We start from the raw sequence: 25,673 nt of genomic DNA, 5'->3' as shown, positions 1-25,673 counted from the left end.
TATGTTAGTTAAATTGTTAACCCGCAAAACCTTATTGTTAACTTTATTGTTTTTCAGCTTACTGAGTATTACCAATGTGTATGCACAAGTTGAAAGTGTGACGGCAAGTGTCGATAAAAATCCAGCCATGGCAGATGAATCTATCGTGCTGTCTGTCGTCGCTTTTGGTAACCCAAATAATGATGCCTTTGACCCTAGCGTGTTAGAAGATGACTTCGTTGTGGGTCGAACGTCAGTGAGCACGCAAACGAGAGTAATCAATTTTGATACGACTCGCTCTACCACCTGGACGACAATTTTAATTCCACGCCAGCAAGGAACGTTTACAATCCCACCCTTCGATGTGGGAGGCAAAAAAACTCAACCGATAACGGTTAGAATACTACCTGTTTCAGCTGCCAGTAACAGTAAAGCACGAGAAGCTTTTATTACCGCAGAAGTCGATGTAGGCCAACCCTTTGTACAACAAATGGTGAAATATAAAGTCAAAATTCACCTTGCTACCAGTTTACAACGAGGCAGTTTGTCTGAGCCTTCTTTGGAAAACGCAGACATCAGCCTAATTGGTAAAGACAAAGATTATTCAGAAATTGTCGATGGTCAACGTTACCGGATAATTGAACGCAATTACGCAATTATTCCTCAGGCAAGTGGTCAAGTTAAAATAAAGGGACCGCTGTTTGAAGCTGAGGTTATTGATCGAACTCAAAATAGCTTTAGTTACTTTAATCAGACGCGCCCTATCAATCGAGTTGCGCCCGACGTGGTTCTGGATGTTCAGCCTATTCCAGTTGATTTTAATGAGCATTGGTTACCCAGTGAATTTGTACAGTTGAATGAAGAATGGCAGCCTGACTTGTCACAAATAAAGGTGGGCGAACCTATTACACGAACGCTGACCTTATCGGCACTGGGTGTATCCGAACAACAATTACCGGAAATGACAGGAATATACCCACCTGATTTTAAAATCTATCCCGATCAAGCGACTACAGCGTCCGTTACTCGTGAAGACAACATTATTGCGCAACGTGTTGAAAATATAGCTATTATTCCAAATCGAGCGGGACAATTTGTTTTGCCTCCGGTGAAAGTAGCGTGGTTTAATACGTTAACTAAGCAAACTGAATATGCAGAATTACCCGCTCGAAGTATTGAAGTGGCTGCAGCCGCATCTTCTAATCAAACTGGTTTACCCCCTACTTCCCCAAATCCGCTATTAGAAACACAGGCACCTGCTAGTGTAGATACCCAGACTCCAGGCCCATTAACACCAACGGTGCAGACAGTCACAGTAACATCATTGTGGAGTATTAGTAGCTGGGTTTTATTAGCTATATGGTTGCTTACATTACTGATTTGGTGGTTTTCAAGTCGTTCGAAAAACGCTCCGCCCTTGGCCAAACAGGAATTGAATACTAATAACCTAGAGTCTGAAAACTGGAAATTGCTAAAAGCGGCGTTAAAGAGTCATAAAATCGGCGAAATTTATCCTGCATTACTTAAATGGCAAACAAGCTTAGCAGTATATGGTGGCGCCAAATTATTAGATGAAAATGATATTTCAGACTCAGAATTACAAGATGAACTGAAATCAATGTTTGCCAGCCAATACGCGCAAGGTGACAAAAATTGGAAAAGTGATACCCTATTAAATGTATTAGCACGTTTACGTCAAGATATAATAAAAAATAAAAATAAGTCGCCTTCGTTGCAACCTTTATATGCATCCCAACGGGTTGCGCACTAACGTCAGGAAAATTACACCATGAAGACATTGAAATCATTTGTTCCGCTAAGCCTTATCTCACTTGCGCTAATGGCGTGCTCCGAACCGGCTCAAAACACAAATTCGGATACACAAGCTCAACTGCAAGAACAACAAAGCCAGCAAGTTAAGCTTAGTGAATCAGAAAGATTAGCTGCCTTTTTCGCTGACATGTTTGAAGAAGATTTGAAACGCTCCCCTATGTCCCAAAGTTATCTTGGTTATAAGTGGGATTACGATAAATGGGATGATATTTCAGATAACGCCACAGACCAAGACATTACGATTTTACAACAACGTCTAAAAGCTTTAAACGAGTTCGATTCAGCGCAATTAAATCAGCAAGAAAAAATGAGCCTAGAAATTGCCAAAGTTGATATTCAACGTCGATTGGCAAATGACAAGTTTAGACATCACACTTACATCATGGACCAATTCCGCGCTTTTCATACAGTTGTGCCAAGCTTTTTAGTGAATATCCATAGAGTAAATGACGTTGAAGATGCGCAAGCGTATATATCACGATTGGAAAAAGTCGATGACCTTTTTGGGCAAGTGATAGAGCAATTAAAAATCAGACAAGAACTAGGCGTTTTCCCACCTAAATGGTCATACGACCAAATGATCCAAGCGTCGCATAACGTCATCAGTGGTAACCCTTTTATCGAGTCAGCTGAAGATTCCACCATTTGGAAGGATTTCCAAGACAAACTGAATGCCTTAGATATTTCTAATGCCGAAAAGACTGGCATGATGAAACAAGCAAGAGATGCACTTCAAGAGTCTGTTTTACCTGCCTACCAAGCACTCATTGCAGAGCTAGAAATACAGCGTGAACTCTCCCCTGAAGGTGATGGTGTTTGGCGCTTACCTGATGGAGACAAATGGTATGACAACCGATTAGCCTGGTTTACAACCACCGATTTGAGCGCCCAGGAAGTTCACGAGATAGGTCTTAAACAAGTAGAACGTATTCACGACTTGATGCTTGAAATTATGGAGAAAGTCAATTTTGAAGGTTCTCTTCAGGACTTCTTTGTCTTTATGCGCACTAGTGATCAGTTTTATTATGCGAATGATGATACTGGCCGTGATCAGTACTTAGCTGATGCAACCGCACTCATCAACGAAATGAAAAGCAAGATCCCTGAATATTTTGGATTAATGCCACAAGCAGAAATGATTGTTAAGCGTGTCGAACCATTCAGAGAACAATCTGCCGGCAAAGCCTTTTATCAAAGCCCGTCAAAAGACGGTTCACGACCAGGCAGTTACTACGCGAATCTTTACAACATGAAAGATATGCCAACCTATCAAATGGAAGCACTAGCTTATCATGAAGGGATCCCTGGACATCATATGCAACGAGCGATTGCGCAGGAATTAGAAGGCATACCAGAGTTTCAAAAATATGTATCTTTTACGGCTTACACCGAAGGCTGGGGTTTATACTCTGAAGAACTCGCCAAAGATATGGGATTTTATCAAGACCCTTACTCTGATTTTGGACGTTTAGCAATGGAGCTTTGGAGAGCATGTCGTTTGGTGGTAGATACAGGGATTCATTCGCAAAAATGGAGCCGTGAACAAGCCATTCAATACCTCGTTGAGAATACGCCGAACCCCGAGGGAGATTCAGTCAAAGCGATTGAACGCTACATTGCAATGCCTGGCCAAGCCACGGCGTATATGATTGGTAAATTAAAAATCATGGAACTACGCGCCTATGCAGAGCAGACCCTTGGCGAAAAATTCGATATTCGTGGATTTCATGATGAAGTGTTAAAAGACGGTCCCGTGCCGCTTAATATATTAGAAGATAAGATTAAAGTGTGGGTTCAAAGCCAACAATAAATGAAGCTAAATTAGCTGTGACATTAAAAATCCGGGTAATACCGGATTTTTAATGCCCTAAACCCTGTCAATAGTTAGCTCCATAGGCTAAATTTATTGTCATAAACTTAAAAATAAATTCTTATACTAATCATAAACTTAATAAAAAAGGCTTAAGAACCTATGTTTTTTCGAAAGCAATCTGCCAATGACTCGGTCTCTGATGATGTGGTAGCAAAACAAAAACGGTATGAGGCGTTAGTACATAGCCTACATGCCGACATATTTAGGTACGCCTACTGGTTAGTAAAAGATAAAGCAGTGGCTGAGGATATTGTTCAAGAGACCTTTTTACGTGCTTGGAAATCATTAGATTCGTTAAAAGATGAAAAAGCTGCGAAGTCTTGGCTAATCACCATTCTTCGTCGCGAAAACGCTCGGCGATTTGAACGTAAACAGTTTGATTTAGTCGATATGGACGATGTGTCTTTAGAAGGTGATAATTTGTCAAACGAATTAGAAATTGAGTATCAAGAGCTCAGATTGCTAATGGCAGGTTTAAACGAAGAGTATCGAGAACCCCTTATACTTCAAGTTATGTACGGATATAGCGGAGACGAAATTGCTCAGCAATTGGATCTCAATAAGAATACGGTAATGACCAGGTTATTTAGAGCGCGCAGTCAGTTAAAAGAAGCTTTAGAGAAATCAAATAACAGCAGAGGTTATAAAAATGGATGATTTAACATTCCGTCGTACCATTTACGCAGACCCAAACTGTGCTGAAGACGACGTAATACAAGCAGCTAAAGAAGATGCTAAAAAACAAGAGTTTTGGGACGAAATTAAGCAATTAGATGAATCTATTGCTAAGGCAGCCAGTATTTCTGTTCCTGAAAACCTTGCTGAAAAATTAATTTTAAGACAATCAACAGAAGTAGTTAGAACACAGCGAACTAAAAGTCGCATACATTTAGCCGTTGCAGCATCAGTGGCCTTTGTTATTGGTATTAGTTTTAGCCTATTTCAACAACCACCAGGTATCGATTTAGGCGAACATGCGTTAGCCCACGTTACTCAAGAAGGTAATGGTTATGCACTGCAAGTTGATGGTGATTTTTCCTTAGATAACGTCAATGTTCAGTTAGCGAACCTTGGTGCGGAGTTCACCCAAAAAGTAGGACGCATTTATTTTGCTAATTTTTGTGTATTCGATAACGTTCGCAGTTTCCATATGGTGTTGGAATCTGAAGAGGGTGAAAAGATAACCGTTTTTGTAGTTCCTCAATCAAATGATATGCACAGCGATGAAAACTTTTCAGGTAACCACTTAAAAGGGCAAATGTTTAGTAGCCATCAAGCCAACGTAATCGTTGTTGGTGAGCATGGAAAGTCTGTTGGAAAAATGAAAGAAAAACTGCAAAAAACATTACGCTTTAGTGCTTAAATATTATAGCTAGAAAGGTTAATTCTTTCTCATCAACTGATGATAGTGGCTTGAAACTATCCCACTATCATCAGCGCTAAGTTAACAACTCTCTGTTCTGATTTAAAACTGCTTTAACATCTCTTCGTTGTAATCATTTGCATCCAAGGTTAAGTTGTATTGCGAGGCAATAGCGTCAAGTTCAGCTTGATGAATGGCTAATTCATCCATCGTAATCGTATTATCGTCTAACTGCCAAAGTTGCCTTGAGCCAGCGTAGCTATACTGTAAGGTAATCAAAGCGTCGATGTTCCCCTTTTGTCCTGCAGCCTTAATTTGGGTCATCTTACGATTAATTTTATTCAGCGCTTTTTTAAGTTCCCATACATAAACCACCTCAGTCATAAATTCGTTCGACCGGTACTTATTTAATAACCATCCAATGGTTATGGCAGTTATTAACACTCCTAGAAAATTCCAATGAAAATGGCTACCGCTTGGATCTGGAAATAACCAGATCAACAGTTGCGAGATGGCTAAACTGCCTAACGCAAAAATGATGACACAAGACAAAATAATACGATTTAGGCGCTTGCGATAACGTGCTTTGTTAATGTCTATGAGATGCATAATTATCTGAGTACAACTTTTTAAGATATTTGATGTATTCAATTGTAACTAAGTTACTACCTTAACTAAAAAGTATTTTATACTGTGAGCCAATAAACTACTTTTCAATATATTGCTAAGGGAAAACCACGTGAAGAATATCGCATTCATCTTATTTGCAAGCTGCCTTCTTGTGTTTAACGCCCATGCAGCGGAAAATACCCTTGATATATCCACTCCTGAGTTAAAGAACTATCAAGTTAACAACGAAAAAATGGTGAGTTCAGGTTTACCCACTAAACCACACCTTGAGATGTTGCAGAAGATTGGTTTAAACCAGGTTGTGGATTTGATTCCAGGGGATCGGACTGAACACCAACAATTAATCAGCAGCTTAGCATTGGGGTATCATAATATTGCTGTTGAATGGGAAAACCCCACCCTAGCAAATTTCCAAGAGTACGTTTCAATTATGCAGAATCTCAATGAGCACGATGGGGTTACGCTCACTCATTGCCGTTTGAACTGGCGAGGTTCTGTTTTCACATATCTATATCAAGTCACGCAATTACAAGTACCAGAAGAAACTGCGAAACAAGAAATGTTAGCGATATGGCAGCCAAATGAAATTTGGTTAAGCTTTATTGACCATGTATTAGCTCACTACCAAAGATAGGGCTAGGTTAAAAGGAAAAATGAATGGACGGCAGTAAACGCGAAAATATTAAAATTGGTTCAAAGGTAGCAATTGTTTTGAAGCAAGATCAGCGCAGCGGTAATCTTACAGAAGGTGTCGTTTCGACGATCCTGACTAAATCTAGCAACCATCCCCACGGTATAAAAGTGCGACTTGATGATGGTCAAGTCGGCAGAGTGAAACAGATTTTGTCTTAAAAGAATCGCTAATATGTTTTTTTTGCTTGTACATAAACAACATAATTCACCCACCAGCTATTTAAAAACACCAGTGAGTGCTGTATAAACGCGCCATGAAAATTCCAAAACGTTTACAACCTTTAGTCGAAGACGGACTAATCGACGAAGTACTTTACCAACTTATGAGCGGTAAAGAAGCCACTGTGTTTGTGGTGAAAAGCCAAGGAGAGATCCGCTGCGCCAAAGTCTACAAAGAGGCAATGAAACGCAGTTTTAAAAAAGCAGCACAGTATCAAGAAGGTCGAAAAGTTAAAAATAGTCGGCGCGCAAGAGCCATGGAAAAAGGTTCTAAATTTGGCCGCAAACAACAAGAAGACGCATGGCAAAATGCCGAAGTAGACGCGCTTTTTACCCTTTCTAAAGCGGGGGTTAGAGTGCCGCAGCCTTTTGGTTGTTATGATGGGGTGTTGCTGATGGAGCTTGTCACTGTTGAAAATGGTGATGTTGCCCCACGTTTGAATGATGTGTCCATGTCAAAAGAACAAGCCTTAGAAGATCATGCCCAAGTCATGTTCTACGTAATGTTGATGTTGTGTTGTGGCTTAGTACATGGCGATTTATCGGAATTTAATGTATTAGTTGATGATTACGGCCCAGTAATTATTGATTTGCCGCAGGCAGTTAATGCAGCGGCGAATAATAACGCTTTTAGCATGTTACAGCGTGATGTGCGCAACATGACCGATTATTACGCGGAATTCGCGCCAGAATTACGCCACACTCATTATGCTGAGGAAATGTGGGCATTGTTTGAAGCCGGTGAATTAACCCCTGAATCTGTGCTAACTGGGCAGTTTGAGTTTGATGAAAGTGCCGCCGATGTCGACAACGTTTTAGAAGAAATAAAAGCCGCATTTGCCGAAGAAGAAGAAAGATTAGCGCGCATTCGTGCCGCTGACAGTGACGAATAACCCAGCATTGTCATTTTTGATGTTTTGGCGCTTCTGTACGCGTTTCTCACTCAGGACTTAATAACGCATATCCTCTGGTATCGGAAGATTCTTGTTCAGTGGTGCAGGTCGTTTTCCTTTGCCGCTCTTGAACGATTTAACCTGATATACATAAGCCAATACTTGAGCCACAGCCATAAACAATTTTTCAGGAATTTCGCTATTTGCTTCTGTGGTGTGGAATATTGCACGGGCTAATGGCGGCGAAGAGATAATAGGAATTCCGTGTGCGCCAGCTATCTTACGTATGTGCATTGCTAGTTCATCTGCCCCTTTGGCCACCAGAATAGGCGCTGTAGCGCCATTTTTATCGTATTTCAAGGCTACTGAGAAGTGAGTTGGGTTAGTCACCACCACATCAGCTTTAGGCACTTCTTGCATCATGCGTTTTGCTGCCGCTTGATATTGTAGTTTTCGAATTCGACTTTTAACCAGTGGATCACCTTCAGAGTTTTTGCGCTCATCTTTCACTTCTTGTTTAGTCATTTTCATTTCTTTGTCATGTTTCCAAGTCTGATATGGCACATCAAAGGCTGCGATCGGTATCAAGGCACAACACAAAAACAAAAAGGCCCATGCCAATAGCTCCATGGCGTGGAAAAGATTACGAGGATATATTTCCATATCTAAATGCAAGGCTTCGTCTTGAAAAACAATAAACGCGATGTATGCGGCGCAAGCCACTACCACAAATTTAGCAATTGCTTTTAATAACTCGACTAAACCATTGACTCCAAACATGCGTTTGAAACCGGCTAAGGGATTAATTTTACTCGCTTTGGGTTTAGTGGATTGCCAAGTGAAGTTGTATCCCCCCAGGGCTATGCTGCCGTAAATACCAGCAATCATAGCAATTAACAGGAAAAACAATACGGGGATACTGATAGTTTCAAAGGCGTATCCCCAAGCTTGAAACATATGAATAAAATCATAGCTTTCATCTCTGGAGAGTGTGAAAGTTCTTTGCATAACTTGGAATAATGCGGTGGCGATTCCTTCGCCAATTAACAAAAATGCAATGGCACTTCCCACTAACACTAGGGTAGTTGATAACTCACGGGAGCGGGCAATCTGCCCTTTCTTTCGGGTATCACCCTTCTTTTTTGCCGTGGGGTCTTCTGTTTTTTCGCTTGAATCAGCCATCTATGCCGTCCTCAATTCGCGCAAACTTGCAATAAATTACACATCAACTGCTGGGCTCTTTGCCATTGCAATTCGAAATGGTGGGTGAAGTTATCCATGGTTAACCAAATAATGAGTAGTCCCATGATTTGTGCTATTGCAAAGCCAATACTGAAAATATTCAGTTGTGGCGCGGCTTTTGTCATAACACCAAAGGCTAAGTTAACCAGTAAAAGCGAAACAATAGGTGCAAGAGAGAGTGTTACCGCAGCAACAAACATCCAACTTGCCCAATGGGCAATTTCTCTAAATTGCTCAGGTTGAAACCAAGCTTCACCAATTGGAAACGCCTCAAAACTCATAACAACCATACTGATCATCGCTAAATGGCCATCCAGAGCCCAAAAAAGCAACGTGGCTAATATTAGGTAAAACTGACCTACTGCAGGTACGTTAATGCCATTAACAGGGTCAACAATTGAGGCAAAACCTAGACCGGTTTGCATCGCAACAACTTGCCCAGCAATAACGAATGTATCCAGCATCATTGCTGAAATAAATCCAATCGCCAAACCGATAATTAATTGCTGAATAATTAACACAAAAGTGCTGACTGAAAATATCTCTGATATATCCACAGGCGGCACGACTGGCATAATAAGTAAGGTAAGAAAAAGCGTAAGTAGAGTACGAATTGGAGTGGGAACCGTTTTCGCACTAATACCCACCATAGCTGCAAACAAACCAGAGATACGCATAAATGGCAGTAACATATCTGCCATATAATCGGTGATGGTGGACGCAGCAAATTCCAAAAGGTTAACCTACAACTTCAGGTATGCGTTCAACCATGGTGAAAGTGAAATCCATTAACTTTTGCACTAACCAATGGCCTCCCCAACTCAACACTAATAAAGTCACAATTAAACGGGGTAAAAAACTCATGGTTTGTTCGTTGATAGAGGTGGCAGCTTGGAAAACTGCCACTATTAGACCGACGAATAAACTGGGTAAAATAATCGCCGAAACCAACAAAATGACCATTTGTAAGGCTTCTTTTAGTATTTCGACAAAGACTTCTGGTGCCATAGCAGTATCTCCCTAACCTAAACCAAAGCTTGTGGCCAAGGTGCCAAAAATAAGATTCCAGCCATCCACTAACACAAACAACATAAGTTTGAATGGCAGCGAAACGATCATAGGAGATAACATCATCATCCCCATTGCCATCAGGATTGATGCCACCACTAGATCTAAAATGAGAAAAGGAATAAACAACATAAAGCCAATTTGAAAGGCCGTTTTCAGCTCACTGGTCACAAACGCAGGGATTAATACATTCATCGGCACTTCTGAAGGATCATCAAACTGCCCTTGCATATCGCCCAACTGCACAAAGGTTTCTAAATCTTTGATACGTGTTTGCGAAAGCATAAAAGCGCGCATGGGAATCTTCGCCTGTTCATAAGCCTCAAGAGAGGTCATTTCTTCATTCAGATATGGCTGCAAGGCATTTTCGTTAATTTGTTCAAAAACTGGCGCCATAATAAACATAGAAAGAAATAAACTGACGCCAATCAATATTTGATTTGAAGGCGATTGCTGAAGACCAATAGCTTGACGCAAAATTGACAGTACAATAATAATTCGCGTAAACGACGTCATCATCATAACAAACGCAGGCAACAAGCTCAGTGCAGTCATTATTGCCAGCACTTGCAACGTCATGGTGTAATCTTGTGTACCGTCTGGATTGGTAGTAATTGTTAATGCATCAACACCAGGAGCCGCTAGCGCATCCGTAGGAGCCAATAAAATGGCGCCCAACAATACCAGTAAAAATCTAATCATTGTTTTGCCCATTCTGTTTGTCAAAGCCAGGATTGATTTTACCGGCAAGTGCTTGAGTTAATTTGTCTTTAAAGCTATCGGCTGATGAATTGGTCGGTTTTTCCAGAGGCTTTTCGAGCTTTGCTAAATGGTTAATATTAGTCGCCGTTACCCCAATTAAATGCTGCTCGTCACCAACTTCGATGACCATAATTCGTTCTCGGGTGCCTGCCACCATAGATGCTACGACATGCAACTGACCATTTCCGGTTGCAGTGACATTAAACCGTCGCATTAACAACGCCAACGCAACAACTATCACGATAACCAGCAATAATGATAGAAAAATTGACACTACAGAAGTGGGGTTTGAAAGGCTTTCGACTTGCGCGAAAGCACTTTTAGAAAGGATGAAAAGTGGGCTCAGCGCAATCCAAGCCCATGTTTTATATGAGTTTTTACTACCTAAGCTTTTTAATTCTCTCGATTTGACTAATAACATCCGTTAACCGAATCCCAAATTTATCGTTGACGACTACTACCTCTCCATGAGCAATCAACGTGCCATTTACTAACACATCAAGAGGTTCGCCTGCGACTCGGTCTAATTCAACCACCGATCCTTGGTTCAATTGCAATAAATTACGGATGCTAATATGACTGCGTCCCACTTCCATAGAAATGGTTACAGGTATATCCAAAATCGTATCGAGCTTTTTCTTTTCTTTTTGAGTTATAGGCGCATCTTCAGACAATTCGTCTAATTCAGCTACCGATACTTCAGCGTCTTGATCGGCGTTTTTATCTGCACCTTCTTCTTCAGCTTGTTCAGCCATGGCTGCAGCCCAGTCGTCCATTGCATCATCTTCACTCATTGTTCTTTACCTCGTTTTTGCAGACGCTCATAAATCTTCCTCAAGTATAGAAAGTTCAGCATCACTGTCTATTCGGCGTCCGCCTTTCGTTAATAATTGCAATTCAGATTTAACTGAAGTGGGTCGTGGAATCTTTTCCGTAATTTTTACCGCTATATTGTCTCGTGAGCGGCCTAGTTTGGCCCTAAACGTGGGTAACTCCTCAATCAATACGGTTATTGTTTCAGGCATTTCAATCGGAATAATATCGCCAGGTTCAAAATCCATTAACCTTTGTAGGGAGATGTCCACATCTAACATATGGGTTGATACAGCCACTGTCACATCGAGGATTTCATCTCGAAGCGCTTTACTCCAGCGTAAATCAGTGTCTTCCTTATCACTTTGCACGCCGGCATCCAATAATTCTCGAATCGGCTCTAACATAGAGTAAGGTAACGAGACGTGAAAATCACCACCTCCCCCATCTAGCTCAATATGAAACGAACTGATCACGACCACTTCTGTGGGGCTGACGATATTAGCCATTGCCGGATTCACTTCTGAATCTAAATATTCAAAAGAAACATCCATCACAGGCGCCCATGCTTCTTTGTAATCTTCAAAAATTAATTTAAGTAACATTTGGGTTATGCGTCGTTCAGTTGGTGTGAACTCACGGCCTTCAATTTTTGCATGATAGCGACCGTCACCACCAAAAAAGTTGTCAACTAAAATGAAAACCAAACGCGCTTCCATGGTAATTAAACCAGTACCTTTGAGTGGTCTAAAACGAACCATATTTAAACTTGTAGGCACAAACAACGTATGGATATATTCACCAAACTTAATCATCTGAATACCGTTGATTGATACCTCTGCAGAGCGACGCATCATGTTGAACAAGCTCACACGCATGTGTCTTGCAAATCGCTCATTCACAATTTCCAGCGTGGGCATACGGCCACGCACAATGCGGTCTTGTGAAGAAAAGTCGTACTCAATCATCGAACCATCAGATTCGAGATCCTCTGTATCGTCTTCTTCAACGTCATCAACACCGTGGAGTAGCGCGTCAATTTCGTCTTGTGATAATAAATCGCTCAAAGTTTTGCTCGCTTAAATCAACATTTACCGATTATTGCATTACAAAGCCAGTGAATAGTACTTGTTCAACTACTTCATTACCGACTGTTTCTTTTAATACTTTTTGTACTTCTCTGCCTGCTTGGTCTCTTAATGAAACTTTACCGGCCTCAGTGACTAAATCATCTGCATTTGAACTACTGAATACTTTTAACAAGGTGCCTTCAATTAAAGGGACGTGCATTTTCGCCAATTCTTCATTATCGGTTCCGCGCACCATCAATTGCACTTTTATTTGTGCTAAACGGTCTTTACCTTGTCCAGGGACATTAAACACAAATGGACGTGGCATCGCCACATACAGAGCCGTTCCTTTATTAGCAGAGGACATCGCAGCGCCATCGTCACCTGACTCTGCTGTCATTTCAGAATTAACTGCCATATCTGGCTCATCTGAACTACCAAGTAAAAAATAGGCTGCAGCACCACCGCCAATCAAGACTACAGCGATGATGATAATAATCATCATTTTGCCTTTACCGCCCTCTTCCATTTGTAACTCTTCTTCTGCCATTGTCTTCTCAGTTAAATTTGTTGTGACTATTAGGTGGATTGTATCAATAAATTGCTTTGACGGATCGATTCAAATCAAACAATCACGCATCTATTACACAAAGTAGTCTATTCCACCTAATCTGCCATGGGAAATTCGTTGCTCAATAACCTGAGACTCTTCCCCTTGCATATTCTCTTCTGCTTGATGAGTGCCAACATATTCTGAATCTTGTTGCCCCTTATCATTTTGTTCCTGTTGTACTGAAGACTGCCCAAGTTCAATACCTTGCTGTTCAAGTAGTTCTTTTAGTCTTGGTGTTGCCTGCTCAAGCACATCGCGGGCCTGTTGCGATTGCACCACAATATTGACGCTCGCGGTGTCACCAGACATGTTCAGACGCACTTTCATGGCTCCCAAGTCCGGCGGATCTAAACGAATCTCGGCTTGCAAATTGTTTTGATTCGCCATCCAGCGCACTTTTTCAGTTAACTGCTGCAAACCTTCATTGCGAGTGATATTCACCGCTTTATCAAATTGCGCTAACTGCTGACCTTGTTTAGTTTGCAAATGTTGCGCCTGATTTATATTTTCTTTCACTAATGTTTTTTCAGATACAAAATGATGCTGCAACTGTTCTATTTTGGCATTTAATTGACTCGCCAATTCTAAGCTTTGGTTAAATCGAGTCACCGATTGATCCAACACTTCTGGCACAATTGGCATTGCACCGACTTTAGTTGCAGCATCAGTTACCAATGTAGATAAATCTATTGCCGGTTGATGACCTTGCTTAATTTGCGCTTTTACCTCTTCAACCCCACTTTTAAGAGCACTGATAAAATCAGTTTTAATGCTAGTGCCAGAGGTGTCAGCTTGGTCAGTAGACGGTTTAACGTCTAACCGCTGAGCCAGATTTGCTAAGGCCGCGTCAAGTTTGTCAGAAGGTATATCGAGTAATGCACGAACACTTTTATCCAGTTGTTTACCCGAGGCTGTTAATTCTTGATTTGCAATAGTTGTAATATTTTGCGCTTGCGATGTTATTGTTTGCTCGTCACTGGGCTGAGTATTGCTATTCGCCGGCATCTTAGTGGTTGCATCTGTGACGTTTGAAACGGCCAGTAAATCTAACAGTAACTGCATATCTTCAGTGATAGCGTTATCCGTGGGCATTTCTGTGTCCGCCAGCATGTTATTTGACACCGCCCCCGCTTCTGACTCAAGTGTTAAACTTTGCTGTAATTTTTCCATGACCTTGGGATCAATCTGTTCGACAAATTCGCTAATGCGAGTTAACAGTTGATCTAAGGATTCTACTTCACCACTTTCCGTGTTTTGCTGGGATGCTTTAAACGCAGCTTGTAATTCAGTGATTAAGGTCGTCAATTTTTCCAATGTTGACTTGGTTTCTTGCTCTAGTGAAATATCGTTCCTTTCCACTTTGTTTGACTCATCGTTTGACAAATTATCGACACTCGCCAAAATCGTTTCTTGACTGCTCACTTCCAGTTCACTATTTGTGATGTTAACTTCAGATTGAACATCATCATTTACCAATTCAGAATTTTCAGTTGGTAGTAAAGCATTAAACGCCGCTAAATCGATACCTTCATCTGACTCCAATGCAGATTGATCAGTTGAGAGTTTTTCGGCTATCGAAGGGTCTAGCAACTCCCCTTCTTCTTTTACTTGCGGTTCGCCACCATCAGTCGCTTTGGCAATGCTTTTTTCCAACAATGATAACCAATCTATTAGGCTAGCTTCGTCAACCATTCCTTGTTCGGAAACAGATTCATCAAGATTACGACTATCCTGTTCAAGAGACGTTGAAACCGTATTTTCCAGATCTTTTTGTTCAGCAGAGATAAGCTCACTTTCATCTCCTGCTTTGTTCAATTTTGACTCTTCAACGCCGTTAGCTTGTTCCGAATGATGCTTTGAATTAAGCCCTTTCGTTTGGCCACTTACACTAACTTGTTCTTGGACGTCTTGTACTGTTGAATCAAGACTGTCTTTAGAGCCTGAGGTTTGAGGATTATCTGTATGCGAGCTCTGAGGTGCATGATTGGAAGATTTTTGCTCAACAGGCTTAGCGTATTCTCGCGAATCATCTTTGCTTTTTTCGCGCAGCGCATTTTTTTGATTTTCATCAACGGGCTTTATATTTTCCTGAGCAGTATGATTTTTACGAGGCTCATCAGGATAGCCATATACTCTATCGGCTTGTTTCAAATACGAACCAAACTCTTGCTGTTGATTAAAATTGTTGCCAGAATAATCATTCACCTTGGTTACCAAGGCGGCAATTTCTGATTTAGTGGTGGCAATATCTTGCATCTCTAATTCCCGTTTCAGCATTGATTTATGGCTTAAATCAATCATCTTAACTGGATACAGCAAAGAGTGTTCCAACCTGTCAAATAAGGGCTAGAAAGAACAAATTACTGATTGCGGATAAAGCGTTGGGTTGAAAGCTCGTCCATAAACAGCTGTTCAAGTTTATTATTCCTCACTTCTTGCGCTTGACGTTTTTTCTCTAACAGCATCTCCACAGCTTTGCGTTTACGCTGTTGCGCTAACCAAAGATTTTTGCGTTGTTCAGCAACTAAAACAGATTGATTATGCACTTGCATTTGTTGCTGACAGGCTCTATCTAATTTGCCAATAAATGAATGTAACTTATTAAATTTATCAATATTGAGCGCTCCTGCTCCCTTCATCTGCGTCTGACGCAAATAATCAAGGCGATAGCCTTCTAAGCTCGACAGCTTTTGCTTGTTTAACTCGGCATGTTGTTGAGCCAACTGAAAATCCTGAGCAAGACGATCTTCTTTGTCTTTTTCCCACCTTGCTACTAATTCTAACTGCCGCTGCGCCATTAGCCGTTACCCAAACCTTTTGTCAAAGACATCATCCCTTCAAGACATTCATCATAGGGCAATATTTGTTTCATGCCTTGCTGCAGGAACGTGTTGATTACGGGTTCAGCAGCTATGGCTAAATCCATTCTAGGGTCAGTTCCTTTTGTATAAGCACCGATATTGATTAGATCTTTGTTCTGTTGATAATTTGAATATACCTGTTTAATCCGACGACTCGCCATTAGGTGTTCTTCACTCACAACCATTGGCATAACACGACTGATAGAAGCTTCAATATCGATTGCCGGATAGTGACCAGCTTCGGCTAGATTTCTTGATAGTACGATATGACCATCAAGAATCGCCCGCGCTGAATCTGCAATGGGATCTTGTAAATCATCACCTTCGGTCAACACAGTGTAAAACGCAGTAATAGATCCCTGACCTTCTTTACCGTTTCCGGCCCTTTCCACTAATGCAGGCAACCTGGCAAATACTGAGGGTGGATACCCTTTGGTTGCTGGCGGCTCACCAACCGCTAAGGCAATTTCACGTTGCGCCATTGCGTATCGGGTTAATGAATCGATTAGCAGCAGCACATTAAGGCCTTTATCTTGAAAATATTCAGCGATAGCCACCGCGGTTTCGCAACCTTTAAGTCGCATTAATGGTGAAGTGTCTGCAGGAGACGCCACAACCACTGACTTTTGCCTTTCTTGATCACCTAAAATATCTTGAATAAATTCTTTTACTTCGCGGCCACGTTCACCCACTAACCCAACTACCACAACATCGGCTGAGGTGCCGCGAGTCATCATCCCCAACAACACACTTTTGCCTACACCACTACCTGCAAACAATCCCATTCTTTGGCCTTCACCAACGGTAATCATTGAGTTAATCGCGCGAACGCCAACATCCAAAGGGTTAGTGATAGGTTTACGGGATAAGGGGTTGATGGGTGCTTTGCTCAGTGGAACTCTTTTTTCTGCTTTAATCGCACCAAGGCCGTCTAATGGTTGACCATTACCATCAACTACACGTCCTAACAAAGACATGCCAACAGGCAAACCAGGCTCGCGATTGAGTGGTTCTACACGGGAGCCAGGCACTATCCCTTTAACCGCTTCGGTAGGCATAAGATAAGTGATGTGTTCCGCAAACCCGACGACTTCAGCTTCAATCTGTCCGTCTACTGTTTTAACTAAACATTGACTTCCCACCGGCATTTGACAGCCAACCGCTTCTAGCGTTAAGCCTATGCCTCTGACTAATTTACCAGATGCAACAGTATGTGCTTCAGGGATTTGGCTTTGCAGTGATTTAATTCGATCAAGCAGCTGTTGTGACATGGTTTAGGACTCACTTTCAATATCGCTAAGTCCCTGCTCAAGCAAAAATTTATTCAGCACGTCCTTCACTCTTCGTTCAATTGAAGCATCAACTGCGTTATTTTGTGTGCTGATATCACAGCCTCCTCTCGACATATTCTGGTTTTCCACAAATACCCAAGCGTTTTTTTCTATTTGTTCAGGAGTATAGCGTTCTTTGACCAGCTCGATATCGTCAGGATGCATGTGAATTTGATATTGAGATTCATGGATAGGAAGTGCTTTTAAGCCTTCGTTTAAAGCGTTAAATAGAATTTCTGGATTAGTTTGTACTTCGGTGCGAATAACTGATTTTGCCAAGGAAACGGCCAGTTTGACTAATTCAGACTGCAACACCTCTTCAACTTGGGATACCGGTTGATGTAACTGTTCCATCAACCCATGCCAAGACTCTATTTGCGACTCAACTTGTTCTTTTCCTTCGACCAGACCTTGCTCTTTACCTTCTTGCAGACCTTGTTCTTTACCTTCTTGCAGGCCTAACTCTTTACCATCATTATAACCTGCTTGATGACCTTCTTTTTTCCCTTGTTCAAAACCTTCTTGATAAGCAGATTCGCGGATTTGCTCGATTTCTTGGGCCGTAGGAGGCAAGACATCTTCTTCCACCTCCGGAGGTTCATATTTCCAGGTTGACTGTCGATTAAATACGTTGGTTTTGCTGGGATTGGCATCAAATGTTTCTTCTAAGACAGGCAATTCCCAAGCGGCAATGTCGTCATCACTTAAGTCTTTATCACTGTTATCTTTTTCAGTCACATTTTTATCCGTCACAAAAAAGCTCGTTTAATAATAGGTGCCATTATAGGAATTCTTCCCCGCCGCCACCGCCAAGCATAATTTCTCCGGAATCAGCCAATCTTCTGGCCACCGATAAAATTTCTTTTTGCGCTGTCTCTACTTCACTAATACGAACAGGACCAAGCGCTTCTAAATCATCAATCAGCATTTCTGCAGCTCGTTTGGACATATTCTTAGTGATTTTATTTTTCAGTTCTTCATCGGCGCCTTTAATCGCTTTGAGCAATGAATCTTGTTGCACTTCACGCAGTATTGCCTGAATTGCACGATCATCCACATCAGCTAAGTTATCAAAGACAAACATTAAGTCTTGGATTTGCTGACTCATTTCCTCATCTTGCTCGCGTATTGCGTCCATCAACTGACCTTCGATATTGGTATCAAGGTAATTCATGATATCTGCTGCAGATTTCAAGCCGCCCATTTTAGCCGCTTGCGTACCCGCTTGACCGGCAAATTGTTTTTCCATAATTTCATTTAATTCTTGCAAGGCTGCTGGTTGCACTTCTTCAAGATTGGCCACCCGCATCATCAGATCTAAACGTACTTTTTCTGGGAATTGCGACAATATCTCTGCGGATTGTTCCGCATCTAAGTAAGACATGACGATGGTTTGAATTTGAGGATGTTCATTTCGGATGATACTGGCAACTTGCTTAGAATCCATCCACTTAAGGGAGTCGAGACCTTTCGCGCCACTTCCCATCAGAATCTGATCAATAAGATTAGCCGCTTTATCTTCACCTAGCGCAGCAGTCAACGCACGTTTCACAAAGTCTTGGCTTTGGAAACCGATAGTGCTGTAATTTTGAATCTCTTCGATAAAATGTTTATGCACGGCCGTGATTTTAGGCTGCGTCATATCATCGATTTGCGCCATTGCTTGACCCAAACGCTGTACTTGTTTGGGCTCTAAATGTTTAAGAATTTGTGCGGCATCCTCTTCTGATAAACTCAAAAGTAAAATTGCAGCTTTATCTACACCTTCTAATTTTCCAACGTCATATCCGCTGGATTCAGTCAACTCTTCATCAGGCATGTTCAATCCTACTCATCTTGCATCAACCAGCCTTTTACTACCTGAGCTGATAATTCCGGTTCATTGGCAACTAAGGCGCGAACCGCTTTTAATACGTCTTCATCTTTGTGTAAATCAGGCAACATCAAAGAACCGTCTGCAGCAAAACCAACCTGCCCCTCATCAAATTCCTGAGATAACATACTAATGGTTTCATCACCTAAGTCTAGCGCGCTATCAACATCAAAGTCTTCGCTTTCAGTGGTGTCTTGAGGATTAATTAAACGACTTAACATCGGTCTAACTAAGGCAAATATCAAGACGATGATAATTAGCGCTCCGGCAGCTACTTTTACCGTTTGCGCAAACCATTCCTCTTTGTAATAAGGAACCTCAACTGGCACATAATCGTCGTCTCTACTAAAGGGGATACTCACCACTTCCAACGAATCACCACGGGTAACATCAAATCCAATTCCACCTTGTAATAAACGGCGAATATTAAGTAATTCCTGTTGTGCTCTAGGTGAGATTGACTCAGTGCCATCTTCTGCCACTTCAGTAATATAATCCACTGCAACCGAAACACTCAATCGTTTAATAAAGCCAGTCTGCTGCTTGGTATGACTAATTGTAGTATCTAACTCGTAATTTCGCGTTTCTTCCTTAGAATTTCTACCCGGTAATGTCGTTTGCGAATTACTACCAGTGGCATTTTCAGGAATTGTCGAATCTAAAGGCGGTTGGTTCGTTAATGCTCCAGGTATACCTGCGATTGCTCCGCCTATGCTGTTCTCTTCCACCAGCATTTCACTGCGTATTGCCGGCAAATCTGGGTTATATCGGCGCTGGGTCTGTTCAACAGCGGTGAAGTCCATGGTTACGTCAGCTTGCGCTGTGTAATTTCCTAAGCCCAATACTGGGATCAAGATAGAATCGATTTTTTCTAAATAGGCATTCTCGCGCTGTTTCTCTAACTCATATTCTTTTCTTGAGCGCGCAGATGCTGCATCTTGAGAACCGGAGTTGAGTAATCGGCCATTACTATCTGTGACCGTAACTCGGCTTGGTTCCATACCTTGAACGGCTGAACCAACAATATCAATAATCGCGTCGACTTCTTCATTTGATAAACTAGAGCCTCGCCCAGAGGTAACAACAACAGTTGCACTGGCTTTTTTCTCACGTCGCGCAAAAACGTTTTCAACCGGTAAAGCTAGTAACACTTTTGCCCGTTTAACCCCATTTATTTCCTCAATGGTTCGCGCTATTTGTTGTTCTCTGGCGTGTTTTAAACGTTCTTTTTCAACCCGTTGTGAAACCCCAAATCCCATGTCTTGCATGATAATGTCTGCACCAGAGTTTTCAGAAGAAGAAGAAAGCCCCTGACGAGTCATATTTAGTTTTATATTTTTGTAATCGCTTTCTAAAACTTTAACGACATTACCCTCAAGAATATAATCTGGATAATTTTGATCAAGATAATCAAGGGTCTCGATAAGCTCTTGGGTGTCCATTTTGCCCAATGGGCGGTAAGTAGGTTCTTGCGCCCAAATGACAATAAAAATAGCAATGGCGATACAAATTACCAGAGCAATCACTATGGTTACTTGGCGCATTAAATCTACGCTACCTAATGCGTCCATGAAACCAGATTTATGCTCTAGTTCTGTGGAGTCTGAATAATTATCATTGTCACTAAGTGCAAGCTCAGTGCTAGTTGCCTCGGCCACGAGTTATCCTCTTGCTATGTTAAACTGGCATGTTCATGATTTGCTTGTAAGCTTCTAGCACTTTGTTTCGTACTTGTACTGTAGCTTCAAAAGCAATACTGGATTTTTCTTTAGTCAACATGACGTCAGCTAAACTCATATTCGGATCCCCCATCTCAAATGCCTCTTGTTTGCCTTTGGCATCGAGTTGCATATCATTAACTGTGTTAATAGCCTGACCTAGCATCTCGGCAAAATTATGGGAGGAAGGATTGGTGCCAGGAAGCTGGGCAACATCCATTTGTGCATTTGACGCCATTGCCTGCATTTCTTGATATAAAGATTGTGCTTTGATTTCCATGTGTCGCTCCAGTGGTATAATCAATAGGCTTTGCGAGAGTCAAAAAAATGCGGCAAAGCGATAGTTTTTTAAACGTATAGCATAACTAAGCAATCTCAATGCCAACCTTTATTTACAATAAATATCAATGAGTTACAAATTTTGTCATTTTATTGACGGAGCCACTTGCTTTAAGTGTGATGGGGGTAGGATGGAAGTCATGCGGAATTCCCCCCGTAAAAACCATAAAAAATAGCCGTTGGAGAAACGGCTATTGTGAAAACGTGGGATAATTAAGCGGGTAGCTCTATTCCTACCTCGCGCATACGCGCCAATTTATATCGCAAGGTTCTGGGACTAATACCCAATCTTTCAGCTACATCTTTACGACGACCGTTGCAGGATTGCAAAGTGTCTAAAATGATTTGGTGTTCTTGATGACGCAGTTCACTACCTAATTTACTATCATCAACTTCATTTTGACTTGATTGGTCACTAACAAGTGTCTGGCCTGTCTCGATTTCAATCATCAAGTCATTAGCATCAATTGTTTCTCCATCGGATAAGATAAGTGCGCGCTGAATTACGTTCTCTAATTCTCTCACGTTGCCAGGCCATGCATGCTGCATCAACTTACTTCGCGCAGAAGCGGTTAAACTAGGAGCAGCCTGTTTACCATTATAGTGTCGTTCTATCATGTGCTCGGCCAAAGGCACTATGTCCCCTGCTCGCTTATCCAACGGGTGCCACATCAATGGAAAAACATTTAATCGATAGTACAAATCTTCTCTAAATTTTCCGTCACTAACCACTTGTTTTAAATCGCGGTTACTAGTGGCAATTACGCGTACATCCAATGCAATGGTTTTACGGCCACCTAGTCTCTCAACTTCTTTTTCCTGCAATACACGCAATAGCTTCGCTTGTAGTGCTAAATCCATTTCGGTGATTTCATCTAATAAAATACTACCACCTTGGGCCAGTTCAAACTTACCTGGCGAGGCTTGAAATGCGCCGGTAAAGGCACCTTTTTCATAACCAAATAAAGTCGCTTCCAACATATTCTCTGGTATCGCAGCACAATTAATTGCTACAAACGGCTGGTCTTTGCGACTAGATTGATCATGGATATAACGGGCCAATACTTCCTTACCTGATCCACTCGGTCCCAATACCATTACAGTGGCATCAGAGGTAGCGACTTTCTTAGCAAGATTAAGCAAGTTAATACTTAGTGGATCAGCAGCAATAGGATCGCGAGACTCCACCTGCTGAGCAGGTGCATATCGCCCAACCAAATTTAGCAACACTTCAGGACTAAATGGTTTTGATAAATAATCGGTAGCGCCATCACGCATGGCTTGAACCGCATCATCAATAGTGGCGTACGCTGTCATAAGCAAAGTAGGTAAACTGGGAAACTTGTTTTTAATACTGCGCAGTAATGAAAGACCACTCATCTCACCCATTTGAATATCGCTAACCACTAAGTCAACTTTATGTGAGCTGAGTTTGACCATCGCTTGTTCAGCCGAGTTTGCCTCTATCACTTCATAACCGCCAAGTAATAAGGTGTCGACTAATGCCTCTCTTAACCCGGCATCATCTTCTACAATTAATATGCTGGTTTGACTCACGATTTCTCTCCCAAAGCCTGTTTAGTTGTCTGGCTTGATTTAATGGTTGGAAGCATGAGACTAAAACATGCTCCTGCGCCTGGCATATTTGAAACAGTCACCGAACCACCGTGGGATTTAGCCACTGTGGCAACTACCGAAAGTCCCAAACCTGTACCATGGCTTTTTGACGTATAAAAAGGTTCAAAAACTCGATTTAGACTTTGTGGATTTATGCCGGGGCCGTTATCTTGGATTTGTAAACTCACTTGCTGACTATCGCTCAAACAGCTAATAGTTATCTGGCAATCTTCAGGCTGCTCTTGAATCGCATTGTGTACAATATTTTGTAGCGCACCTATAAGTGCGGGCTTGTTACCTAAAATTGTTAATTGTGGATCGATATCTTTCACGCTCAACTGTGCGTTTGCTTGCTGAACCATGTTTTCTGATGAAACCAATAATTCAGACATCAATTCTGCTACAGAGATGTTTTGAACGACTTGCTCTTCGCCACTTTTAGCAAACAACAACATGTCATTTACCTGACCTTCTAAGTCTTTCAACCTGAGCATTAACTTTTCACTAAAACGCTCTCGCGCACTATCACTAAGTTGGTTACTTGCTAAATTAGAAGCGTATAAAATGGCTGCCGACAGAGGTGTACGTATTTGATGCACGATCGAAGCCACGGTTTTGCCCAACGAAGATAAGCGTTGCATATGGCTAATGCGCTGCTGCAACTGTCTGGTTTCAGTCAAATCGGTTAAAACTATGAGCTGTCCAGGTTCGGCTGTTAATGGCGTGATTGATAATTTAACCTTTCTACCATCATGTAATGAGACTTCATGACCATCGTCGGCTTGAGGTTTAAACGACCGGGCAATAATTTTTCGCCAAGCTTGCCCTTCTAAAGGCTCTCCTAACAACGCTTTGGCTAAGGCATTAGCTTGTTTTACCTGACCTTGTCCATTAATTACGACAACGCCAGCCGGCATTACCTGTAAAAGGTGTTCAAGCCGAGTGGCTTGGCTTTTCAACTGTTCGAATTCTTGTTTCGACACTTCAGTAGTAGATAAATTCAGCGGTTGAGGTGCAGCTAAACAAGGGTCAAGCTCACGTGAATGAGACGATGATGTACTGCGAACTTGGTTTTGGTCGTCTTCATACGATATGTTGAATACACTGCTTAGCGCCATAATGTCCTCACGTCAAAAATATTACATATAGTGAGTATTTAGCATATCGCATGCCAATTATTTTACTCTTAATATCAACGAGTTAAATGATTTTAGAAGAAATATTAAACGTCAACAAAATGACGGGAGGGAGTTTTATCAAAAAATAGCGCAATTAATGTATCAATTAAAACATCGCGTTAGTCGCGAACAATTCCGTATTTACGCATTTTCTCAACCAGAGTTGTACGGCGCATCCCCAAGACTTCAGCGGCTCTTGCAACAACACCATCTTGCTGATCAAGCGCTTGATTTATCATACTGATTTCCAATTCAGATAAATATTCTTTGAGGTTCATACCATCTGATGGCAAAGCTGAGTTGGTATGTAACTCACCATTTTGAACTTGTTCGCTATTATCATCGGAATCAACCAATTCATCATCGCTGTCATTCGTATCGTTAAATAATGCGATTATAGCTTCACGTTCTAACAACTCTTCAGGGTAGTCAGGTTCGAAGTTATCACCATCTGTATACTGATATTTCGTTGGTAAATCGGTGACATCAACCACTTGATTGGGGAACAAAATGAGCAGTCTTTCCACTAAATTGGAAAGCTCACGGACGTTTCCAGGCCAAAGGTGCTCTACCAGTGAATTGATTGCACTTTCGGTAAAACGCAGTGATTTCTCATTTTCTTGTTCCAATCGCGAGACCAGTTCTTGCAACAATAATGGAATATCTTCTTTGCGCTCTCTTAATGCCGGGCTTTCGATAGGGAAAACATTTAAACGATAATATAAATCTTCACGAAAAGAGCCTTCAGCGATCATCGTTTCTAGCTCTCGGTGGGTAGCAGCAACAATGCGAACATCACATTTTATGGGTTTATTTCCCCCTACTCGTTCATATTGTCGTTCTTGCAAAACACGTAACAATTTAACTTGCATTTGCAAAGGCATATCACCAATTTCATCTAAAAATAAAGTGCCACCTTCGGCAAGTTCAAAACGACCTTTGCGAGAGTTGATAGCGCCAGTGAACGCGCCTTTTTCATGGCCAAACAACTCACTTTCTAAAAGTTCAGCAGGAATCGCTCCGCAATTGACAGGTATAAAAGGCCCATTATTTCTATTCGACATAAAATGTAGATTACGGGCGATAACTTCTTTGCCAGTTCCGGATTCACCTAACACCAGCACATTCGCATCAGAGCTTGATACTTGCTCGATTAAGTGACGTACATTTTGAATTTCATCACTTTTGCCAACCAAGCTGCGAAATAATTTAGTTTTACTTGTATTTGCGGTCTTTGCAGGTCTTTTGCGCAAGTATTCCTGACAACGATGTAACATCTGAGTCAAAACGGGATATGTTACGGGTTCAACTAACTGTCCGACGATATTAGCTCGGAACTCTGCATCACCATCAACGGCTGAATTGCCAATAACAATGAAGGGCTGGGCTGGAAATTTACTGACTACGTCATCAGTAAGTTCTGGCGACTCAAAGTCGATGATGACAGCTTCAAAACTGTCTTGTTTTTTCAACGAAGAGATAGCTTGGGAAAACGGTACAATCGCACAATGCTCGCCTAAGAAAGACAAGATAGTTTTGAGATTATTGGCGCGCGTCATTTGCTCGCTGATAATCAGAATAGTGCTCATCCTTTCCCCAACTTTGTTATTTTTATTGTTTTTATTCAAGCGCGTGTTAATTCCAAGTAAATGTTTGCCAAGCTTTTCTATTCAAAATAGGCATCCGAAGATAACTATATTGAACA

At 41.5% G+C, this 25,673-nt stretch carries 26 protein-coding genes; 7 read left to right on the top strand and 19 right to left on the bottom strand.

What is annotated here, in order from left to right; all coding sequences use genetic code 11:
• The first annotated feature begins 1 nt into the window (after position 1).
• From KO530_RS10185 to KO530_RS10170, 4 genes are all read left to right on the top strand, one after another.
• Positions 2-1,750 carry a BatD family protein gene (locus KO530_RS10185; protein ID WP_216048308.1) on the top strand — a complete coding sequence of 583 codons (1,749 nt, stop codon included), beginning with the start codon at positions 2-4 and terminating at the stop codon, positions 1,748-1,750.
• A gap of 18 nt (positions 1,751-1,768) precedes the next feature.
• Positions 1,769-3,622, top strand: a complete 1,854-nt coding sequence (locus KO530_RS10180) for a DUF885 domain-containing protein (RefSeq protein WP_216048307.1) — start codon at positions 1,769-1,771, stop codon at positions 3,620-3,622.
• Positions 3,623-3,784: 162 nt separating this feature from the next.
• On the top strand, positions 3,785-4,342 hold the full coding sequence (locus KO530_RS10175; protein ID WP_216048306.1) for a sigma-70 family RNA polymerase sigma factor: 558 nt from the start codon (positions 3,785-3,787) through the stop codon (positions 4,340-4,342).
• Positions 4,335-5,048 (top strand): DUF3379 family protein, encoded by a 714-nt coding sequence (locus tag KO530_RS10170; RefSeq protein ID WP_216048305.1) that lies wholly within the window; start codon positions 4,335-4,337, stop codon positions 5,046-5,048. The genes KO530_RS10175 and KO530_RS10170 overlap by 8 nt, the downstream gene beginning before the upstream one ends.
• A gap of 102 nt (positions 5,049-5,150) precedes the next feature.
• Here KO530_RS10170 and KO530_RS10165 read toward each other — a convergent pair whose 3' ends face one another.
• Positions 5,151-5,657 (bottom strand): DUF3087 domain-containing protein, encoded by a 507-nt coding sequence (locus tag KO530_RS10165; protein WP_216048304.1) that lies wholly within the window; start codon positions 5,655-5,657, stop codon positions 5,151-5,153.
• Positions 5,658-5,787: 130 nt separating this feature from the next.
• Here KO530_RS10165 and KO530_RS10160 point away from each other — a divergent pair, with 130 nt between their 5' ends.
• The 3 genes from KO530_RS10160 to KO530_RS10150 all read left to right on the top strand — a co-directional run bounded on the left by KO530_RS10160 (position 5,788) and on the right by KO530_RS10150 (position 7,483).
• The gene (locus KO530_RS10160) at positions 5,788-6,312 is read left to right on the top strand and encodes a hypothetical protein (protein ID WP_216048303.1); all 525 of its coding nucleotides are present in this window, start codon (positions 5,788-5,790) and stop codon (positions 6,310-6,312) included.
• A 23-nt stretch (positions 6,313-6,335) separates the two neighbouring features.
• Positions 6,336-6,530 carry a YwbE family protein gene (locus KO530_RS10155; protein WP_216048302.1) on the top strand — a complete coding sequence of 65 codons (195 nt, stop codon included), beginning with the start codon at positions 6,336-6,338 and terminating at the stop codon, positions 6,528-6,530.
• Between the two features lie 95 nt (positions 6,531-6,625).
• Positions 6,626-7,483, top strand: coding sequence for a PA4780 family RIO1-like protein kinase (locus KO530_RS10150; RefSeq protein ID WP_216048301.1), 858 nt, complete (start codon positions 6,626-6,628; stop codon positions 7,481-7,483).
• 57 nt (positions 7,484-7,540) lie between these two features.
• On the opposite strand, the gene flhB is transcribed toward KO530_RS10150, so the two are convergent.
• The 18 genes from flhB to KO530_RS10060 all read right to left on the bottom strand — a co-directional run bounded on the left by flhB (position 7,541) and on the right by KO530_RS10060 (position 25,557).
• Positions 7,541-8,665, bottom strand: a complete 1,125-nt coding sequence (gene flhB, locus KO530_RS10145) for a flagellar biosynthesis protein FlhB (protein WP_216048300.1) — start codon at positions 8,663-8,665, stop codon at positions 7,541-7,543.
• Positions 8,666-8,676: 11 nt separating this feature from the next.
• Positions 8,677-9,459, bottom strand: a complete 783-nt coding sequence (gene fliR, locus KO530_RS10140; protein ID WP_216048299.1) for a flagellar biosynthetic protein FliR — start codon at positions 9,457-9,459, stop codon at positions 8,677-8,679.
• A gap of 4 nt (positions 9,460-9,463) precedes the next feature.
• Positions 9,464-9,733, bottom strand: coding sequence for a flagellar biosynthesis protein FliQ (gene fliQ, locus KO530_RS10135; protein WP_216048298.1), 270 nt, complete (start codon positions 9,731-9,733; stop codon positions 9,464-9,466).
• 12 nt (positions 9,734-9,745) lie between these two features.
• Positions 9,746-10,495, bottom strand: a complete 750-nt coding sequence (fliP, locus tag KO530_RS10130; RefSeq protein WP_216048297.1) for a flagellar type III secretion system pore protein FliP — start codon at positions 10,493-10,495, stop codon at positions 9,746-9,748.
• On the bottom strand, positions 10,488-10,976 hold the full coding sequence (fliO, locus tag KO530_RS10125) for a flagellar biosynthetic protein FliO (RefSeq protein WP_216048296.1): 489 nt from the start codon (positions 10,974-10,976) through the stop codon (positions 10,488-10,490). Before fliO ends, fliP begins: the two co-directional genes overlap by 8 nt.
• The gene (gene fliN, locus KO530_RS10120) at positions 10,936-11,349 is read right to left on the bottom strand and encodes a flagellar motor switch protein FliN (RefSeq protein ID WP_216048295.1); all 414 of its coding nucleotides are present in this window, start codon (positions 11,347-11,349) and stop codon (positions 10,936-10,938) included. The genes fliO and fliN overlap by 41 nt, the downstream gene beginning before the upstream one ends.
• A 27-nt stretch (positions 11,350-11,376) precedes the next feature.
• Entirely contained in the window at positions 11,377-12,435 is a 1,059-nt protein-coding gene (fliM, locus tag KO530_RS10115; protein WP_216048294.1) for a flagellar motor switch protein FliM, read from the bottom strand.
• Positions 12,436-12,466: 31 nt separating this feature from the next.
• A complete protein-coding gene (fliL, locus tag KO530_RS10110) occupies positions 12,467-12,988 on the bottom strand; it encodes a flagellar basal body-associated protein FliL (protein ID WP_216048293.1) in 522 nt (173 codons plus the stop codon).
• A gap of 93 nt (positions 12,989-13,081) precedes the next feature.
• A complete protein-coding gene (locus KO530_RS10105) occupies positions 13,082-15,370 on the bottom strand; it encodes a flagellar hook-length control protein FliK (protein ID WP_216048292.1) in 2,289 nt (762 codons plus the stop codon).
• A 41-nt stretch (positions 15,371-15,411) separates the two neighbouring features.
• Positions 15,412-15,849: a flagellar export protein FliJ gene (gene fliJ / locus KO530_RS10100; protein ID WP_216048291.1), complete on the bottom strand. Its 438-nt coding sequence runs from the start codon at positions 15,847-15,849 to the stop codon at positions 15,412-15,414.
• Positions 15,849-17,183 (bottom strand): flagellar protein export ATPase FliI, encoded by a 1,335-nt coding sequence (gene fliI / locus KO530_RS10095; protein WP_216048290.1) that lies wholly within the window; start codon positions 17,181-17,183, stop codon positions 15,849-15,851. The genes fliJ and fliI overlap by 1 nt, the downstream gene beginning before the upstream one ends.
• 3 nt (positions 17,184-17,186) lie before the next feature.
• Positions 17,187-17,996, bottom strand: a complete 810-nt coding sequence (fliH, locus tag KO530_RS10090) for a flagellar assembly protein FliH (protein WP_342804674.1) — start codon at positions 17,994-17,996, stop codon at positions 17,187-17,189.
• A 28-nt stretch (positions 17,997-18,024) separates the two neighbouring features.
• Complete coding sequence (fliG, locus tag KO530_RS10085; RefSeq protein ID WP_216048289.1) at positions 18,025-19,062, bottom strand: flagellar motor switch protein FliG; 1,038 nt, start codon at positions 19,060-19,062, stop codon at positions 18,025-18,027.
• 8 nt (positions 19,063-19,070) lie between these two features.
• Positions 19,071-20,774, bottom strand: a complete 1,704-nt coding sequence (gene fliF, locus KO530_RS10080) for a flagellar basal-body MS-ring/collar protein FliF (protein ID WP_216048288.1) — start codon at positions 20,772-20,774, stop codon at positions 19,071-19,073.
• Positions 20,775-20,793: 19 nt separating this feature from the next.
• The gene (gene fliE, locus KO530_RS10075) at positions 20,794-21,114 is read right to left on the bottom strand and encodes a flagellar hook-basal body complex protein FliE (RefSeq protein ID WP_216048287.1); all 321 of its coding nucleotides are present in this window, start codon (positions 21,112-21,114) and stop codon (positions 20,794-20,796) included.
• Between the two features lie 272 nt (positions 21,115-21,386).
• The gene (locus KO530_RS10070) at positions 21,387-22,730 is read right to left on the bottom strand and encodes a sigma-54-dependent transcriptional regulator (protein ID WP_216048286.1); all 1,344 of its coding nucleotides are present in this window, start codon (positions 22,728-22,730) and stop codon (positions 21,387-21,389) included.
• Positions 22,727-23,908 carry a sensor histidine kinase gene (locus tag KO530_RS10065; protein WP_216048285.1) on the bottom strand — a complete coding sequence of 394 codons (1,182 nt, stop codon included), beginning with the start codon at positions 23,906-23,908 and terminating at the stop codon, positions 22,727-22,729. The genes KO530_RS10070 and KO530_RS10065 overlap by 4 nt, the downstream gene beginning before the upstream one ends.
• 179 nt (positions 23,909-24,087) lie before the next feature.
• Positions 24,088-25,557 carry a sigma-54 dependent transcriptional regulator gene (locus KO530_RS10060; protein ID WP_216048284.1) on the bottom strand — a complete coding sequence of 490 codons (1,470 nt, stop codon included), beginning with the start codon at positions 25,555-25,557 and terminating at the stop codon, positions 24,088-24,090.
• Between the last annotated feature and the right edge of the window lie 116 nt (positions 25,558-25,673).

This window comes from Aliiglaciecola lipolytica (assembly GCF_018860635.1).
Classification (GTDB): domain Bacteria; phylum Pseudomonadota; class Gammaproteobacteria; order Enterobacterales; family Alteromonadaceae; genus Aliiglaciecola; species Aliiglaciecola lipolytica_A.
The sequence above is the reverse complement of the archived record's forward strand: the minus strand, read 5'-3'. Positions and strand labels throughout refer to the sequence as shown.

Bases quoted from the DNA above. Each gene is read 5' to 3' on its own strand.
- KO530_RS10185 (WP_216048308.1), top strand. From the start codon at position 2: ATGTTAGTTAAATTGTTAACCCGCAAAACCTTATTGTTAACTTTATTG.
- KO530_RS10180 (WP_216048307.1), top strand. From the start codon at position 1,769: ATGAAGACATTGAAATCATTTGTTCCGCTAAGCCTTATCTCACTTGCG.
- KO530_RS10175 (WP_216048306.1), top strand. From the start codon at position 3,785: ATGTTTTTTCGAAAGCAATCTGCCAATGACTCGGTCTCTGATGATGTG.
- KO530_RS10170 (WP_216048305.1), top strand. From the start codon at position 4,335: ATGGATGATTTAACATTCCGTCGTACCATTTACGCAGACCCAAACTGT.
- KO530_RS10165 (WP_216048304.1), bottom strand. From the start codon at position 5,657: ATGCATCTCATAGACATTAACAAAGCACGTTATCGCAAGCGCCTAAAT.
- KO530_RS10155 (WP_216048302.1), top strand. From the start codon at position 6,336: ATGGACGGCAGTAAACGCGAAAATATTAAAATTGGTTCAAAGGTAGCA.
- KO530_RS10150 (WP_216048301.1), top strand. From the start codon at position 6,626: ATGAAAATTCCAAAACGTTTACAACCTTTAGTCGAAGACGGACTAATC.
- flhB (WP_216048300.1), bottom strand. From the start codon at position 8,665: ATGGCTGATTCAAGCGAAAAAACAGAAGACCCCACGGCAAAAAAGAAG.
- fliQ (WP_216048298.1), bottom strand. From the start codon at position 9,733: ATGGCACCAGAAGTCTTTGTCGAAATACTAAAAGAAGCCTTACAAATG.
- fliP (WP_216048297.1), bottom strand. From the start codon at position 10,495: ATGATTAGATTTTTACTGGTATTGTTGGGCGCCATTTTATTGGCTCCT.
- fliO (WP_216048296.1), bottom strand. From the start codon at position 10,976: ATGTTATTAGTCAAATCGAGAGAATTAAAAAGCTTAGGTAGTAAAAAC.
- fliN (WP_216048295.1), bottom strand. From the start codon at position 11,349: ATGAGTGAAGATGATGCAATGGACGACTGGGCTGCAGCCATGGCTGAA.
- fliL (WP_216048293.1), bottom strand. From the start codon at position 12,988: ATGGCAGAAGAAGAGTTACAAATGGAAGAGGGCGGTAAAGGCAAAATG.
- fliJ (WP_216048291.1), bottom strand. From the start codon at position 15,849: ATGGCGCAGCGGCAGTTAGAATTAGTAGCAAGGTGGGAAAAAGACAAA.
- fliI (WP_216048290.1), bottom strand. From the start codon at position 17,183: ATGTCACAACAGCTGCTTGATCGAATTAAATCACTGCAAAGCCAAATC.
- fliG (WP_216048289.1), bottom strand. From the start codon at position 19,062: ATGCCTGATGAAGAGTTGACTGAATCCAGCGGATATGACGTTGGAAAA.
- fliE (WP_216048287.1), bottom strand. From the start codon at position 21,114: ATGGAAATCAAAGCACAATCTTTATATCAAGAAATGCAGGCAATGGCG.
- KO530_RS10065 (WP_216048285.1), bottom strand. From the start codon at position 23,908: ATGGCGCTAAGCAGTGTATTCAACATATCGTATGAAGACGACCAAAAC.
- KO530_RS10060 (WP_216048284.1), bottom strand. From the start codon at position 25,557: ATGAGCACTATTCTGATTATCAGCGAGCAAATGACGCGCGCCAATAAT.